The organism is Streptosporangium amethystogenes (assembly GCF_000721075.1).
Classification (GTDB): Bacteria; Actinomycetota; Actinomycetes; order Streptosporangiales; family Streptosporangiaceae; genus Streptosporangium; species Streptosporangium amethystogenes.
Genome location: NZ_JOEQ01000005.1, coordinates 385,961 through 400,509, shown reverse-complemented (window position 1 = coordinate 400,509; position 14,549 = coordinate 385,961). Strand labels below are relative to the sequence as shown.

Here is a 14,549-nt window from a genome sequence, read left to right as displayed (position 1 = left end):
TCCAGACGGTTATCGGGCAGCGAAACAGCCGCCCCCTAACCGCAACCGGGTGCCCTAAACCAGAAAAACCACCGCGCTCCTCTCGGTAGCCCCCATCCATCTGCCCCCCTCCCATTTCGGGTGGGCGTGGATAGCCTTACCCTCATGGTCGCGACCCCCCTCACCCCTGACGACCCGGTCCAGCTCGGCGCCTTCCGGCTGGCCGGAAGGATCGGCGAGGGCGGTCAGGGCGTCGTCTACCTCGCGCACGCCCCCAGCGGCGAGCGAGTGGCGGTCAAGGTGCTGTTCCGCGGCGACAGCGAGTCGCGGGCGCGGCTCGCCCGCGAGTTGTCCGCGCTGGAGAGCGTCGCGCCCTTCTGCACGGCGCGCGTGCTGACCGCCTCCGTGAACGGCCCCCTTCCGTACGTGGTCAGCGAGTTCGTCGACGGCCCGTCGCTGGAGGAGCGGATCCGCGAACGGGGTCCGCTGCGGGGCGGCGAGCTGGAGCGTCTGGTGATCGGTACGGCGACCGCGCTGGCGGCCATCCACGCCGCCGGGGTCGTGCACCGCGATTTCAAACCGGGCAACGTGCTGCTCGGCCCGGACGGCCCGCGAGTCGTCGACTTCGGCATCGCCAGGGCCGAGGGCGCGGCCACCACCGCCTCCGGCCTGGTCGGCACCCCGGCGTACCTGTCTCCCGAGCAGATCAACGGGGCTCCCGCCACACCCGCCTCCGACGTGTTCGGCTGGGCGGCCACCATGCTCTGCGCGGCGAGCGGCAGGCCCCCTTTCGGGGCGGACACCGTGCCCGCCGTGCTGAACCGGATCCTCAACCACCACCCCGACCTGTCGGCCCTGCCTTCCCCCCTCGCGGGGCTGATCGCCTCCTGTCTGGACAAGGACCCCACCCGGCGTCCCACCGCCCGTGCCCTGATGGTCGGCCTCGTCGACCCGGGCGCGGCCGATCCGTCCACCGAGGATCTGGCCAGAATCGGCAGCCGGATCGCCACCCCTCCCGGCGTCGGCACCCATCCGGGGCGATCGGCGCTCGCGACCCGGCCGAACGGACGCGGCTCCCGGGGGGTGGTCGTCGGCGCGATCCTCGTCGCGGCGTCACTGCTGATCGCCGCGGGCACCGCCGCCTGGTTCGCCCTGCGCGCCCCTGCGACGGTCGTCACCTGGGACATCGCCACCCCCACCCCCGGCCGGGAGACACCGTCATCCTCACCGTCCGGCCCCTCTCCCTCCACCTCGGCCGAGGCAGGGGCAGGGGCAGGGGCCTCGTCCACCCCTGAGCCCGCCGACAAGGTCCCGGCCTCCTTCGCCGGCGCGTGGGCGGGTGACGGCGTCACCTCGACCAACCCGTTCTCCCCCGGCAAGAAGCGGATCGAGGTCACCCTCAGGGAGGGCGACGGCGGAGCCGACTGGGCGGAGCCGGTCAACGGCTGCCAGGGACGGATCACCCTGACCGAGGTCGGCGCCGACGAGCTGACCTTCACCCTCGGCTCCGGCACCGGCTGCGTCCCCGGCACCGTGTGGCTCAGACGCAAGCGCAACGCCCTGACCTACACCTGGAAGGACGTCCCCGGACCCGGCCTGGTCACCGAGACCGGCGACCTGACCAGGAGCTGAACATGCCCTGGCCGGTCATGATGCCGACGATGACCACCACCGCTCCCAGCGGCTGGTTCCATGTCAGTGCCTCACCCAGGACGAGCACCCCCAGGACGACACCCACCAGCGGGGTCAGGTACGTCACCGTCGAGGCGGCCGTCGCCCCCCAACGGACGATGACCGTGGTGTTCCAGATGTAGGCGAGCCCCGTACCCAGGATGCCCAGGGCGGCCATGCTCGCCACGACGGGCAGATCCAGGCGTACCGGACCGCCTGCCAGCAGCGGGCTCAGCGCGAGCATGACCAGGGCCGCCACACTGATCTGGGCGGCGGCGATCGTGGGGGCGTCGTAGCCGTAGGAGACCACGAAGCGCCGCGTGTAGGCGAAGGCCAGGCCGTAACAGAACGTCGCCCCCAGGCAGGCCGCCTGCGCCCACCCGGGGCCGGTGGCCCCGGTCAGGTTCCACGGGGCCAGGACGACGACGACACCGGCCGCGCCCAGCAGCAGGCCGAGCACCCCCGCCGCCCCCAGGCGCTCCTGGCGGAGCGCGGCCAGGGTCACGAACATCGTCATCAGCGGCGTCGTGGCGTTGTAGATGCTGGAGAGTCCCGAGGGGATGTGCTGCCCGGCCCAGGCGAACAGCAGGAACGGCACCACGCACAGCAGCAGTGCGACCACCACCAGGTGCGCCCAGAGTCTCGCCTGCCTCGGCCACCTCCGGCGGGTGACCAACATGATCGCATTGAGGGTGAGTGCTCCCAGTGTGAGACGGCCCAGCACCGTCTGGACGGGAGACAGGCCGGTGAGAGCGACCTTGATGAACAGAAAGCTGGCCCCCCAGGTCAGGGCCAGCGCGAGATATTGGGCAAGCACGGACCGGCTCGCCGGGGGCGGCGCGGCGTCGGCCGCCCGCACCTGCGGAGATGCTGAGGTGGTTCCTTCACGGGTCACCGAAACAGTCTTGTCAGACCTGGATCATGTGTCCAATGAGTTGCTCTGGCAATGTGATGAGATGTCCTCATGAGTGCCACGGTCGCGCAGCTCCGAGTCTTCACCGCCGTGATCGCGAACGGCGGCTTCGGCGTGGCCGCCGAGGAGCTGGGCATGTCCCAGTCGGCGGTCTCCCACGCGCTCGCCGCGCTTGAGCGCGCTCTCGGCGCACCGCTGGTGCTGCGACACGGAGGCGCGGGGCCCACGGCCCTGGGGGCGACGATCCTGCCGCACGCCCAGGCGGCGCTCGCCTCGGTCGCCGCCATCGACGAGGCCGCCTCCGCACACCTGGGACAGCACACCGGAGTTGTCCGCGTCGCCGCCCCGCCCACGGTCTGCTGCGGGCTGCTCCCCCAGCTCATGCGGACGTGGCGCGCGGAACTCCCCGGTGTCGAGGTGCAGGTCTTCGAGGGCGACGACGACGAGCTGTCACCCTGGCTGGAGACCGGGGTCGTCGACGCCGCGATCCTCGTCGATCCGCTGCCTCCCCCTCCCGCCCATGTGGTGGTGGGCCGCGACGCCTTTCACGCGGTGGTCCGCGCCGACCACCCCCTGGCCGGCCAGGCACACATCACGATGGCCGAGCTGGTGGAGGATCCGCTGCTCGTCTCCAAGGGGGGCTGCGAGCCGCAGACCCGCATCCTGTGTTCCCTGGCCGGCGTCCCCTATGCTCCGGCCCAGCATGTGCGCGAGCTCGGCACGCTCATCGGCATGATCGCCGCGGGCATCGGCGTCTCGACGGTTCCCGACCTCGGCCGCGGTCTCCTCACCCCGGGGCTCATCATGATCCCGCTGAAACCGTCCCTGACCCGCGCCCTCGTCCTCACCGGCCCGCTGACCCGCCCGCCGAGCCCCCTGGTCGACGCCCTGCTCCGCACCGCCCCCGAGGCTCCCGCGCCGCCGGCGACCCCCTGAGCCCGGTCCCCCTGCGAAAACCCGTCGACCGGCGGACACGCCAGGAGGATCATTACCGCCATGTCCGTACTCAAGGAGGTCCGCTTCTCCTCGGAGCCCCGCCCGGCGGAGCTGCCGATGAAGATCTGGCTCGACGACACCGACTCCGCGGTGGATGTGATCGACGCCCTCGCGCTGTCGCCGTTCGCCACCGGGGTCCAGCCGTGGTCGTGCACCGCGGAGCTGGAACGGGTCCGTCCCGACGCCTCCCTCACCCCCGCCTCCGGGTCGCTCCTTCGGGCCGCGACGGAGAAGGACGGGCGTGACTCGCGGTTGCTGTGCGGGGAGGGCTGGACGCTGCGCGTGGTCCGCTACCGCAACCGCGCCGCCACGGTCAGCGTGACCGCGGTCGCCGAGGAACTGGCCCGCTCGGTGATCGACGAGATCGTCAAGGACGCCGAGGAGCCCGCCCCCGAGAGCGACCACGTCGAGATGGGCTTCTGGTGGCAGGGCCCCCACGGCAGCCGCCGCTCGGAGAAGCCGATCACCGTCTCCCCCTGGGCGAAGATCTCCGGCAACTACGCCAGGTCGGTCAGCGAGCGGCTGTCGCGGCTGATGTCCGTCACCGCCTCCGACGCACACGGCAGGCTGGTCCTGCTGCACGGCCCGCCGGGCACCGGCAAGACCACGCTGCTGCGCACGCTCGCCCACGAGTGGCGGTCGTGGTGCCAGGTCGACTGTGTACTCGACCCGGAGCAACTGTTCCACTCCCCCGGCTACCTCATGGAGGTCGCGGTCGGCTTTGACGACGACGACGGCAAGCGGTGGCGGCTCCTGGTGCTGGAGGACTGCGACGAACTGATCAGATCCGGTGCCAAGGAGGCCACCGGACAGGGCCTGTCACGCCTGCTCAACCTGACCGACGGGCTCCTCGGCCAGGGCCGTGACGTCCTGGTGGCCATCACCACCAACGAGGATCTGGCCCGTCTCCACCCGGCCGTCATCCGTCCGGGCCGCTGCCTCGCCCAGATCGAGATCGGTTCTCTCCCCTACGACGAGGCCGCCCACTGGCTCGGCGGCACCGAGGGGCTCTCGCCCGCCGGTGCGACCCTCGCCGAGCTCTTCGCGCTCCGCGACGGTGCGTTCAGCCGTACGGCCGTCCCCGAGAACACCGGCCTCTACCTCTGACCTCCGGCCCGCGGAGGATACGGGCCCGGGTGGCGTACGATCGCGGGCCCACCCCGGGCGCCCGTACCTCACCTCCGTGGGCGTGACCGGCGCCCGCGGCCTCGGGCGCATAGGCGAGGAGTCACCGGGTAACAGCAGCACATGCTCGATCTTCTACCGGAGGAAATCCTCCGGCAGGTCGTCAATCTGCTGGTCCGCCTCGTCGAGGCGGCCGGGGCGACTGTCATCTTCGTCGGAGCGACGGTGGCGTTCGTACGCTTCATCCTGGTGGCCGTGCGACGGCAGGACGATGGGTTCGTCACCATACGGCTGTTTCTGGGGCGGTTCCTGGCACTTGGCCTGGAGTTCCAGCTGGCCGGCGACGTGCTGCGCACGGCCATCGCACCGAGCTTCACGCAGATCGGGCAGCTCGCGGCGATCGCGACCATCCGTACCGCGCTGAACTTCTTCCTGAGCCGGGAGATCGAGCGGGAGGGGCGCACGGTGGACGCCCCCGGCAGGCGCGAGCCATCCGGTACCGGGGATGGCTGACCTCGCCCAGGCCGTCGTTCCTCTGATCGTCGTCATGGGGCTGGCCGCCGCGCTCGTCGTGCTGCTCTTCGGCGGTGGTCCCGGCGGTGCGCTGGCGGTGCTGCTGGACTTCCTGCTCGCGGCGGGACTTCTCCGTCTCTCCCAGGCCCAGACCTGGACTGCGATCGCCACGGCGGCGCTCACGGTGGTGATCCGCAAACTCGCCGCAACCGGTCTCTCCCTGTGGGTGGCCGGGCGGCGCCCGGCCGCTCCCCGTGGGTGAGGTCAGGCTTCGCGGACCTCGTCCCGGGTGCGGGAGATCGGCGGGACGGGCGAGAGCGTCCGTCCGGAGGGAGCGGGCAATCCCGCACCCGCCCTTCGGCCCTTACCCGAACAATTCAGGGAACGCCGGTTCTCGATCCTCCCCGACGATGGAACGGGCCAATGAAGGTCAAGACACAAACGGGGCCTGCGGCTCCTCCGCTCCCACAATACGAGACGCCCGGAATCATACGGTCCGTGAGCCGCGTCTCACCGCACCTGAGAGTGTCGGGACCGCGCCCCAATGTGATCGGCCACGTGTCGGCGAACATCTTCGAACGCACCCGATCTCGAGTACCGGCAAACCCGGGGACGTGCGGCCCGTATTCCGGGGCGCACGGAAGTCATTTGCCCTACGAAAATATCGGAACACGTTCGGCGACAGGCAGCTGGCACGTGCGAATTGTCCGGTGAACGTCCGGAGCGAGTCCCACGGCGCTTCTCCCCCGCCCCCGCTCTCTCCTCCGACCCCGCTCGCTCCCCGTTCCCTCTCCCGCAACCTCACCCCGGCAACCGCCATGACCAGCGAAAAAGAAACGGATGGCCGCCCCGGGCACCGGGAGGCGGCGGTCTGCGGGCCGGCCGGCCCACCCGGTCGGACTCTCGAAACGAACGGTAGTGGAACGATGGACTGGAACACCCCCAAGCAGCCGAAGTCGATTCTTTCGTAGCGACCAGGGTGGAAACCACCCGGAGGTCATGAAACTCCAAAGTGCTCGGACACCTCCATCCAGAAAACCCGCCGGGGCAACCGACAGATCTCGGTATACAAGACACCAAGGGGATCCCGACGCCGCCGTCGTTTTTAATCTCTCGTGAGCGGGAAGCATTTCCCAATGACGTGGAGACGCCGGAGTTCAGCCTTGGGTAATTAACCCGAGCAAGTGGATCTCCGGCGGACAGGGTTTCCCGGCGCGACAGCGAAAGGAGGGGCTAGAGTTTTACCACCGGGGAAGAGACGCGGTAGCCATCGTCGGCCGGGTTCACAGCCGCACACTCTGGCGCCAAGATTAAGGAGTGACACAATGGCACGTCAGCAAGTCGTCACGTTCACCGATGACATCACCGGGAAGCGGGCGGACGAGACCGTCTCGTTCGGCCTGGACGGGACCGCCTACGAGATCGACCTGAGCACGAAGAACGCCACAAAACTCCGCGAGGCCCTTAAGCCTTTCCAGTCCGCCGCCCGCAAGGCGAGCACCCCCCTGGGCCGCAAGGGCAGGGCGAAGGGTTCCAGCGGCAACCGCGAGCGGAGCGCCGAGATCCGGGCATGGGCGAAATCCCACGGAATCGAGGTAAGTGAGCGCGGGCGCATCGGAGGAAAGGTCGCCGAGGCCTTCGCGGCGGGTGACCCCAGCGTGGCCAAGGCGGCGACCAAGAAGACCCCGCAGACCACGTCCGGCCAGTAGCGGCCAGGCTCCCGGCCCCTCTCGGAGGTAGCGGCGTCACAGCCGACCGGGAGTACATAGAGCGAACCCCGAGGTGCCCCTCCCACTCCGGAGGGGTATGCACCTTTGGTCCTACATTTGGGCCATCATCTCCAGGGGGCGTTCTTCAATGAGTGAGGTCACACAGATCTGCTCGGACCTGATCAGATTCGACACCACCAATCCCGGTTCCGGCGAACGTCCGGCGGCCGAGCACGTCGCCACCCTGTTGTCGGAGGCCGGCGTCGAACCGGTGGTGTTCGAGTCGGCCAGGCACAGGACCAGTGTGGTCGCCAGGATCCCCGGCGACTCATCCGACGCCCTGCTGATCCACGGTCATCTCGACGTGGTCCCCGCCCACGCCTCCGACTGGCGGGTTCATCCGTTCTCCGGTGAGGTCTCCGACGGCTGTGTCTGGGGCCGGGGCGCGGTCGACATGAAGGGCACCCTGGCCATGACGCTCACCCTGGTCCGCGAGTGGGCGCGGCGCGGGGTACGGCCCGGGCGGGACGTGGTGCTGGCCTTCCTCGCCGACGAGGAGGCCACCGGCGAGTACGGCGCGCGATACGCGGTGCGACACCACCGCGAGCTGTTCGACGGCTGCACCGAGGCGATCAGCGAGTCCGGCGGTTACAGCGTCGAGGCTCCCGGAGCGCGGATCTACCCGGTCGCGGTGGGCGAGCGCGGCACCGCCTGGATGAGACTCACCGCGACCGGCGTCGCGGGCCACGGCTCCCGCCCGCCGGTGGACAACGCGGTGGCCGAGCTCTGCCACGCCATGTCCCGGATCGCCTCTCACCGCTGGCCGGTGCGGCTGACCCCCGAGGTGGCGACGCTGATCGAGAGCCTGTCGGACATCCTCGGCGAGCGCATCGACCTCGACCGGCTGGAGGAGGAGGCCGAACGACTCGGCCGGGTCGGCTCCCTGTTCGGGGCACAGATCCGGAACTCGGCGAACCCGACGATGCTCCAGGCGGGTTACAAGGTCAACGTGGTTCCCGGCACCGCCGTGGGCCACGTCGACGGACGGTTCCTGCCGGGGAGCCGGGAGGAGTTCCTGGAGACGATCGACCGCCTGCTCGGCCCCCGGGTGAGGCGGGAGTTCGTCAATCTGGAGGACGCCCCCTCCGCCCCGATGGACTCACCCTTCTTCGAGCGGCTCGGCGCGGCCCTGGTGGCCGAGGACCCGGCGGCGCGACCGGTGCCGTACGTGATGTCCGGCGGCACGGACGCCAAGTCCTTCGCGGGGCTCGGCATCAGGGGGTACGGCTTCGCTCCGCTGATGCTCACCCCGGAGCTCGACTACTTCGGCATGTTCCACGGCGTGGACGAACGCGTTCCCGTCGAGGGTCTGGAGTTCGGCGTCCGCGTCCTGGATCGCCTCCTCGCCTCCCCTGCCGCCTCCGCGGCTGACAGCAACAATCCCGGATAAAACAGGGCGCTCCTCACCACGATCGAGCCCTGCCGGCCACTTCCGGATACATGCCGGACACGGCCCGCCTGAAACTGGGGCATCATGGCTCACGTGCCGATTCTCATTTACCCCTCGGTGACCGGCCGGTCTCGTGACGAGACGCGAACGCTGGTGCGGCGCCATCCCACTCCCCTCGGGGACGTCGCCGAACCATCCCGTGCGAGCGACGGGCGGGCCTCCGGCACCGCCCCGGAGAGCGGTGCGGATCGGGAGCGTCGCGGTGAATGAGAACGGCACGGGGCTGCCCGCCTGGCACGAGGGCGGCACCCCCCCGTCTGGCCCCCTGCCGGACCTGCCGGGGGCGCGACCTGACTCGGCCACCGGCCTGCGTGCAGCCGACGGCAAGGTCGCTGCAAGCGCTCCACCCGATGATGACGAGGTGACGCGCGACGGAGGCGACCAGGCGATGGGCCGGACAGTGACCGAGGAGCGCAGGACCGGGCTGATGGACCGCCTGCGCAAGGATCTGAGAAACCCCCTGTTCCTCCAGGGCTACGCGCTGATGATCAATACCGGGATCACCGCTGTGCTGGGCCTCGGCTACTGGTTCCTCGCCACACACCTGTACACCGCCGCCGCGTTCGGTGAGGGCCAGGCCGTGATCAGCGCGATGCGGCTGTTCGCCTCTCTGACCGGGCTCGCCTTCGCGGGCGCACTGGCCAGGTTCATCCCGGTGGCAGGCCGCCGCACCGCCGAGTTCGTCCTGCGCGGCTACGCGATCGCCGGGGCCACCGGCCTGGTGGCGGCGTTGGGGTTCCTGCTGACGTTGCCGGCCTGGGGTGCGGTCTATGCCGATCTCGCCGGGTTCGGACCCGGACTTTTCTTCCTCGTCTCGGTTCTCGTCTGGACGGTCTTCACCCTCCAGGACGTGACCCTGGCCGGGCTGCGCAAGGCCGTCTGGGTGCCGGTCAACAGCCTGGCGTTCGGCCTGGTCAAGATGGGCATGCTCGCCGCGCTCGCGGTCGCGCTGCCGGAGGGCGGCCTCTTCGGCGGGATCTTCGTCTCGTGGATCGTGCCGACGGCCATGGCGCTGATCCCGATCAGCTGGTTCATCTTCGGTGTCATCATCCCCAAGCACGTCAAGAACACCGAGGAGAGTGCCGCGAACCCGCCGCGCCTGCGCGAGGTGGGGCGTTTCCTGGCCGGAGACTTCCCCGGCGCGTTCTCCATCCTGCTGATCCTCTATCTGGTCCCGGTCATCATCGCGGGCTGGCTCGACGACGCGCCGACGTTCGGCTACTTCTCGATAGCCCACACACTGGGCTCCATGATCGGGCTGCTGGCGGCCAACATGGCGGTGTCCCTGACGGTCGAGGGATCCTTCAACGCCGCCCGGCTGGCGCAGAGCGTGCGCAACGCGCTGCGCCGCACCTTCCTGATCGTCGGACCGGTCATCGCGGTGGTCGTGGTCGGCGCGCCCCTGATCCTGAGCGTGTTCGGCCCCGGGTTCGCCGAGGCGGGCACGCCGCTGCTCCGCCTGATGGCGATCGCCGTGCTCCCCCAGACGGTGATCGAGATCTGCCTCAGCATGCTGCGCGCGCAGAGCGAGGCCCGCAAGCTCGCACTCATCCAGATCGGGATGGCGGTGCTGGTCCTCACCTCAATCGCCTTGCTGTTCCCCCTCTTCGGGATCGCCGCGGTGGGCTACGCGATGCTCGGCAGCCAGCTCCTGGTCGCACTACTGATCTTCCCGAACATCCGCAGAGTGATCAATCACGGCAAGGCGTCCCAGGCTGCCGCAGGTTAGGGACGGCGTGGCTCTGTTTGCAGTCTTGATCTCATACGTGATAGACGGTCTCCAGTGACTCCTGAGCACATTGTGGCGAAGCGGACAGGCCGCCGCTGCCTTCCGCTGCCCTCCAACCGTCTGGGTCTGTATCTGGCCCTGCGGCACTGGTGCAGCCCCGGCCAGCGGTTGCTGATGTCGCCGCTGTCGGCCGACGAGATCCTCTTTCTCGTGCTCGCCGCCGGACTGCGCCCGGTCATCGCCCCGCTCTCCGCCGACGACGGCAACATCGACGCGGGCGCCGTCGACCTCGACGCGGTCGACGCGGTGCTGACCACCAACCTGTACGGCCTGCCGGACCGGGTAACGGCGTTCACCGGCAAGATCCTGATCGAGGACGTCGCGCACGCGATGGAGACGAGCGTGCACGGCAGGCCGCTGGGCACCTTCGGGGTGGCGGGCGTGTTCAGCCTGTCCAAACACGCCGGCGCGGGTTCCGGCGGGGTGATCGCGGTCGAGCACCTGGAGGACCTGCGCACCCTGGAGCGCGACCGTGACCGGCTGCTGCAGCCGGGTGCCTTCAGGAAGGAGATCCACAGCGTGCTGACCTCGATGGGCCGGCACGCCGCGCTGCGCCTGAACATGGTCCGCCCGGCGCTGAGGGCGATGCGCGCGTTCGGCATGGAGGAGGAGCGCGAGGGCTACCGGATCGCCCCGCGCCCGGCGGATCTGGTCAGGGCGCTGGAGTACGCGCCGCAGCTACCGGCGTTCGACTCCTGGGTCCAGGCCGACCTGCACGACTACCGGGCCAGGCGCGGCCACCTCTCAAGCTGGTACCAGTCGAGGCGCCTGCGGACGCTGCCCAGGCAGCGGTCGCGGCGGATCGCCGGCGTCTCGGCGCTGGCCGCGCTGCCCACCGTGGCACCGGCCGTCCACCAGCACCTGGATCAGCCGCTGTTCCGGGTCCCGCTGCTGGTCTCGGACCGGGACGAGGCCATCGCCGAGCTGGAGCGACACGGGGTCGCCACCGGATACCTCTACGACCCGCCGTACGACAGCTACCTGCCCGGGTTCACCAGCCCCTCGCCGGAGCCCGAGATCGCGCACTGGTGGGGCCGGCACGTGCTGCCGGTCGATCCGCTCTACGCCCATCGCGCCCTGCCGGTCGTCGAACGGCTCGTCCCGGCCGTCCCGCCCGTCTCTCCCCGGGTTCCCCCGGTGCTGCCGAGTTCGACCATTTTCGATATCGCTTAGCAGGTAAAGTAATATTTAGGTAGATTTACTGCATCGGGTGGCGGCGGTAGGGGGATCGCCGCCCGGTTCCGGGACGGTTCCGCACTCCGTGACGCATGCCGCTCATCTCCACGGGCCGGTCGGATCGCGCGTGCTCCGCCCCGAGGACGATGTTCAGTTTCCTGACCCGGGCTTCGAGAAAGGATCGCCTCCTCGTGAACGGTAGGTTGACGCGCACCGCAGACACGGTCGCCGGTCGCCCCGGCGCCGCGGGAGGGGTCGTATGAGGGTCGACGTCATCCGGCCTGCGGAGCTGGGCCCGGGCCAGGTCGCGGCCTGGCGCGAGATGCAACGCTCCAGCGCGCACCTCGCCAACCCCTTCCTCAGCCCGGACTTCACGATCGCGATGGGTGAGGTCCACACCGGGGCGCGGGTGGCGGTGATCACCGAGTCGGACGGACCCGTCGGGTTCTTCCCCTTCGAGCGGCACGGCGGCGGGGTGGGCGCCGCACTGGGCGGATGGGTCTCGCTCTCCCAGGGCGTGATCCACGTGCCCGGCGCCGAATTCGACTCCAACACCCTGCTCAAGGAGTGCGGGCTGAGCGTGTGGGAGTTCGGCTGCATGGTCGACCAGCAGCCCTGGTTCCAGCCGTTCGAGACGCTCAGGCAGAATGCCGTGGTCCTCGACTTCGCCAACGGCTACCCGGCCTTCCTCGACGAACTGCGCGAACGCTCTCCGAAGTTCGCCAAGAGCACCCTGTACAAGGAACGGAAGCTGGGCCGCGACGCGGGCGAGATCACCTCCGAGTTCGCGGTGCGCGACGCGGAGCAGTTCCGGCTGCTGCGGGAGTGGAAATCGGCCCAGTACCAGCGGATGGGCCGCCCCGACCGCTTCGCCAAGTCATGGGTCGTGGAGCTGGCCGAGCGCCTGCACGCCATCGACACCCCCGACTTCGCCGGGCCGCTGTCCATGCTGTACGCGGACGGCAGACCCGTCGCGGGCCACTTCGGGCTGCGCACCGGCACGATGATGATCGGCTGGTTCCCCGCGTACGACCCCGACTACGCCAAGTACTCCCCCGGTCTGATCCAGCACCTGCACATGGTCGAGGCCGCCGCGAAGATCGGTGTCAGCTCGCTGGACCTCGGCATCAGCAACGGCTCGGAGTACAAGGACGCGCTGTGCAGCAGAACCGTTCCCGTCACCGAGGGCATCGTGCGCCGCCGTTCGGCCGGCGCGGCGGCGCACTGGCTACGCACCACACCGGTCCGCCGGGTGCGGCGGTTCATCCTTGACAGCCCGGCCCTGTACGGCGCCGCCGACAGGGCCATGAAGCGGTACGGGCGGCTGCGCACCCGAGGAAGGGCCCAGTGAGCGGTCAGGACGGCAGCCGCGAGCTTGAGACGGCCATGCGAGACCGGATCGGCCAGGAGTGCCTGCACGTGCCCTCCGCCAGGTTCGGCCTGCTCCTGGCGCTGCGTCACTGGTTCGAACGCGGTGACAGGGTGCTCATCTCACCGACGAACTGCGAGACCGTGCTGTTCGTCGTGCTGGCCGCCGGGCTGGAACCGGTGATGGCGCCGGTCTCCTGGCGCGACGGCAACATCGACGTCCCCAACATCGACTGGAGCGGCCTGGCCGGTGTCGTCACCACGCACCTGTACGGCCAGCCCGACCGGGTGACCGAGCTGCGGGCCGAGTGCGACCGGCGCGGCGTGATCCTCCTCGACGACGCGGCGCACGCCATGCAGACGACGGTGGACGGCCGCCCCGCGGGCACGTTCGGCACCGCCGGGGTGTTCAGCCTCGCCAAGCACGGGCGGGCGATGTCCGGCGGGTTCCTCACCGCGCGGGACCCGGCCGCGCTGCCCGAGCTGGCCCGGGCCAGGGACGAGTCGCTGCTCCCCGGCGGGGCGCGTGCCCAGCTGTTCGGCACGCTACGGCCCGTGCTGCGCGAGACGATCTATCGCACCGGGCTGGTCCGGCCTATGTGGCACGCCCTTAAAGCGCTCGGCCTCGTCCAGTGGACCGGTCACCGCTGCCCGCCCCGCGAGAAGGAGCTGCGCGCGGCCCTCGCCGGCGATCCGGTGGACCTGCGCGCCCTGGACCACTGGCTGCGGATCGACCTCGACGACTGGCGGATGCGCCAGGGGCCGCTGCTCCGCCGCTACCAGCGCTCCCGCTTCCGGGTGATCGACCGCGAGCGCGACCGGCGGGTGGCCGGGGTCGAATTACTGCGCACCCTGCCCTGGGCGGCCGAGGGCGTCCGCGACGCGGTGCCGCAGCCGCTGCTGCGGGTGCCCCTGCTGGTCGAGAACCGCGACGAGGTGGTCGCCCGGCTGGAGAGCCGGGGCGTGGTGCCCGGCTTCATCTACGACCCTCCGCTGGACGACTACCTGGAGCTGGTGCCCGAGGGGCCGACCTCGGAGATCGCCCGGTGGTGGACCGGCCATGTCCTGCCCGTCGACCCGCTCCGCGCCGTCCGGATGGCCGGCTTGCTGACCGAACTCGACGTCCGCCCCGCCACCCGTCCGTTCACGGCGTCGCAACAACCGGCCTAGAGTCGCGGGCCTCCTTTCTCGGGGAGGCCGGGCCGTGTCGCCGGGGATCTCCACCACGCGGGCGGGCGCCAGGGTGCCGGGGGCGGGCTGCGCCTCATCCTGGCTCGACGTCCGGCCGAGCCCCGAACCCTCACCTGGCACCGGCCAGGCTGCCCGCGCGCATCCCGGCCAGTTCGAGCACCAGCTCGAACCAGACCTTGTTGCCCCCCGCCTCCCTGACCAGGCCCCAGCGGTGGGCCAGCGCCTCCAGCAGGGGCAGGCCGCGGCCCCCCGTCGCGTCCGCCGAGGCGTGGCAGACGCAGGGAGCCTGTGCGGAGCCCTCGTCCTGGACGCAGACCCGCACGCCCGTCGCCGAGTAGGCCACGGTGACCGTGAACGCCCCGCCGTCCCCGGACCGGGAGTGGATCACCGCGTTGGTGGCGATCTCACTGGTCAGCAGGACACAGTCGTCATGGAGGGGATGGTCTCGCCCCAGGGTCATCGAGACCAGGCGGCGGGCTCTGATCACCTGGTCCGGGGAACCCGCAAGGCGGAGAACCCATTCGCTGCCGTCGTACTCCGACGAGTCCATATGCCCCCTCCGATACCGTTCCTGCCTTTGGGAAGACGCGGAGCTCGAAAGGGAAGATG

Annotated in this window: 14 protein-coding genes; 12 read left to right on the top strand and 2 right to left on the bottom strand. The window is 70.3% G+C overall.

Annotation, left to right across the window (positions count from 1 at the left end; translation table 11 throughout):
* The first annotated feature begins 144 nt into the window (after positions 1 to 144).
* Complete coding sequence (locus IG98_RS46735) at positions 145 to 1,611, top strand: serine/threonine-protein kinase (protein WP_051751929.1); 1,467 nt, start codon at positions 145 to 147, stop codon at positions 1,609 to 1,611.
* Here the strand turns inward: IG98_RS46735 and IG98_RS0109695 are convergent.
* Positions 1,580 to 2,545, bottom strand: a complete 966-nt coding sequence (locus IG98_RS0109695; protein ID WP_211263923.1) for a DMT family transporter — start codon at positions 2,543 to 2,545, stop codon at positions 1,580 to 1,582. The two genes, IG98_RS46735 and IG98_RS0109695, sit on opposite strands and share 32 nt — an antisense overlap.
* A gap of 69 nt (positions 2,546 to 2,614) precedes the next feature.
* Between IG98_RS0109695 and IG98_RS0109690 the strand changes: the two genes are divergently transcribed.
* The 11 genes from IG98_RS0109690 (at position 2,615) to IG98_RS0109645 (ending at position 13,919) form a co-directional block, all read left to right on the top strand.
* Positions 2,615 to 3,499 (top strand): LysR family transcriptional regulator, encoded by an 885-nt coding sequence (locus tag IG98_RS0109690; RefSeq protein ID WP_030908711.1) that lies wholly within the window; start codon positions 2,615 to 2,617, stop codon positions 3,497 to 3,499.
* A 60-nt stretch (positions 3,500 to 3,559) separates the two neighbouring features.
* Positions 3,560 to 4,666, top strand: coding sequence for a DUF5925 domain-containing protein (locus IG98_RS0109685; RefSeq protein WP_030908710.1), 1,107 nt, complete (start codon positions 3,560 to 3,562; stop codon positions 4,664 to 4,666).
* Positions 4,667 to 4,807: 141 nt separating this feature from the next.
* Positions 4,808 to 5,197, top strand: a complete 390-nt coding sequence (locus IG98_RS0109680) for a DUF1622 domain-containing protein (RefSeq protein WP_030908709.1) — start codon at positions 4,808 to 4,810, stop codon at positions 5,195 to 5,197.
* Positions 5,190 to 5,459, top strand: coding sequence for a hypothetical protein (locus tag IG98_RS0109675; RefSeq protein ID WP_051751927.1), 270 nt, complete (start codon positions 5,190 to 5,192; stop codon positions 5,457 to 5,459). The genes IG98_RS0109680 and IG98_RS0109675 overlap by 8 nt, the downstream gene beginning before the upstream one ends.
* A 1,063-nt stretch (positions 5,460 to 6,522) precedes the next feature.
* A complete protein-coding gene (locus IG98_RS0109670; protein WP_063766183.1) occupies positions 6,523 to 6,906 on the top strand; it encodes a histone-like nucleoid-structuring protein Lsr2 in 384 nt (127 codons plus the stop codon).
* 148 nt (positions 6,907 to 7,054) lie between these two features.
* Positions 7,055 to 8,356, top strand: a complete 1,302-nt coding sequence (locus tag IG98_RS0109665; RefSeq protein ID WP_084195232.1) for a M20/M25/M40 family metallo-hydrolase — start codon at positions 7,055 to 7,057, stop codon at positions 8,354 to 8,356.
* A gap of 93 nt (positions 8,357 to 8,449) precedes the next feature.
* Complete coding sequence (locus IG98_RS50320) at positions 8,450 to 8,626, top strand: hypothetical protein (protein ID WP_157594253.1); 177 nt, start codon at positions 8,450 to 8,452, stop codon at positions 8,624 to 8,626.
* The gene (locus tag IG98_RS0109660) at positions 8,619 to 10,145 is read left to right on the top strand and encodes a lipopolysaccharide biosynthesis protein (protein WP_157594252.1); all 1,527 of its coding nucleotides are present in this window, start codon (positions 8,619 to 8,621) and stop codon (positions 10,143 to 10,145) included. Before IG98_RS50320 ends, IG98_RS0109660 begins: the two co-directional genes overlap by 8 nt.
* 72 nt (positions 10,146 to 10,217) lie before the next feature.
* Positions 10,218 to 11,378 carry a DegT/DnrJ/EryC1/StrS family aminotransferase gene (locus IG98_RS0109655; protein ID WP_051751924.1) on the top strand — a complete coding sequence of 387 codons (1,161 nt, stop codon included), beginning with the start codon at positions 10,218 to 10,220 and terminating at the stop codon, positions 11,376 to 11,378.
* A 262-nt stretch (positions 11,379 to 11,640) separates the two neighbouring features.
* Complete coding sequence (locus IG98_RS0109650; protein ID WP_030908696.1) at positions 11,641 to 12,732, top strand: GNAT family N-acetyltransferase; 1,092 nt, start codon at positions 11,641 to 11,643, stop codon at positions 12,730 to 12,732.
* Complete coding sequence (locus IG98_RS0109645) at positions 12,729 to 13,919, top strand: DegT/DnrJ/EryC1/StrS family aminotransferase (protein WP_030908692.1); 1,191 nt, start codon at positions 12,729 to 12,731, stop codon at positions 13,917 to 13,919. The genes IG98_RS0109650 and IG98_RS0109645 overlap by 4 nt, the downstream gene beginning before the upstream one ends.
* 130 nt (positions 13,920 to 14,049) lie before the next feature.
* Here IG98_RS0109645 and IG98_RS0109640 read toward each other — a convergent pair whose 3' ends face one another.
* Positions 14,050 to 14,490, bottom strand: a complete 441-nt coding sequence (locus tag IG98_RS0109640; RefSeq protein WP_030908690.1) for an ATP-binding protein — start codon at positions 14,488 to 14,490, stop codon at positions 14,050 to 14,052.
* Positions 14,491 to 14,549 lie beyond the last annotated feature (59 nt).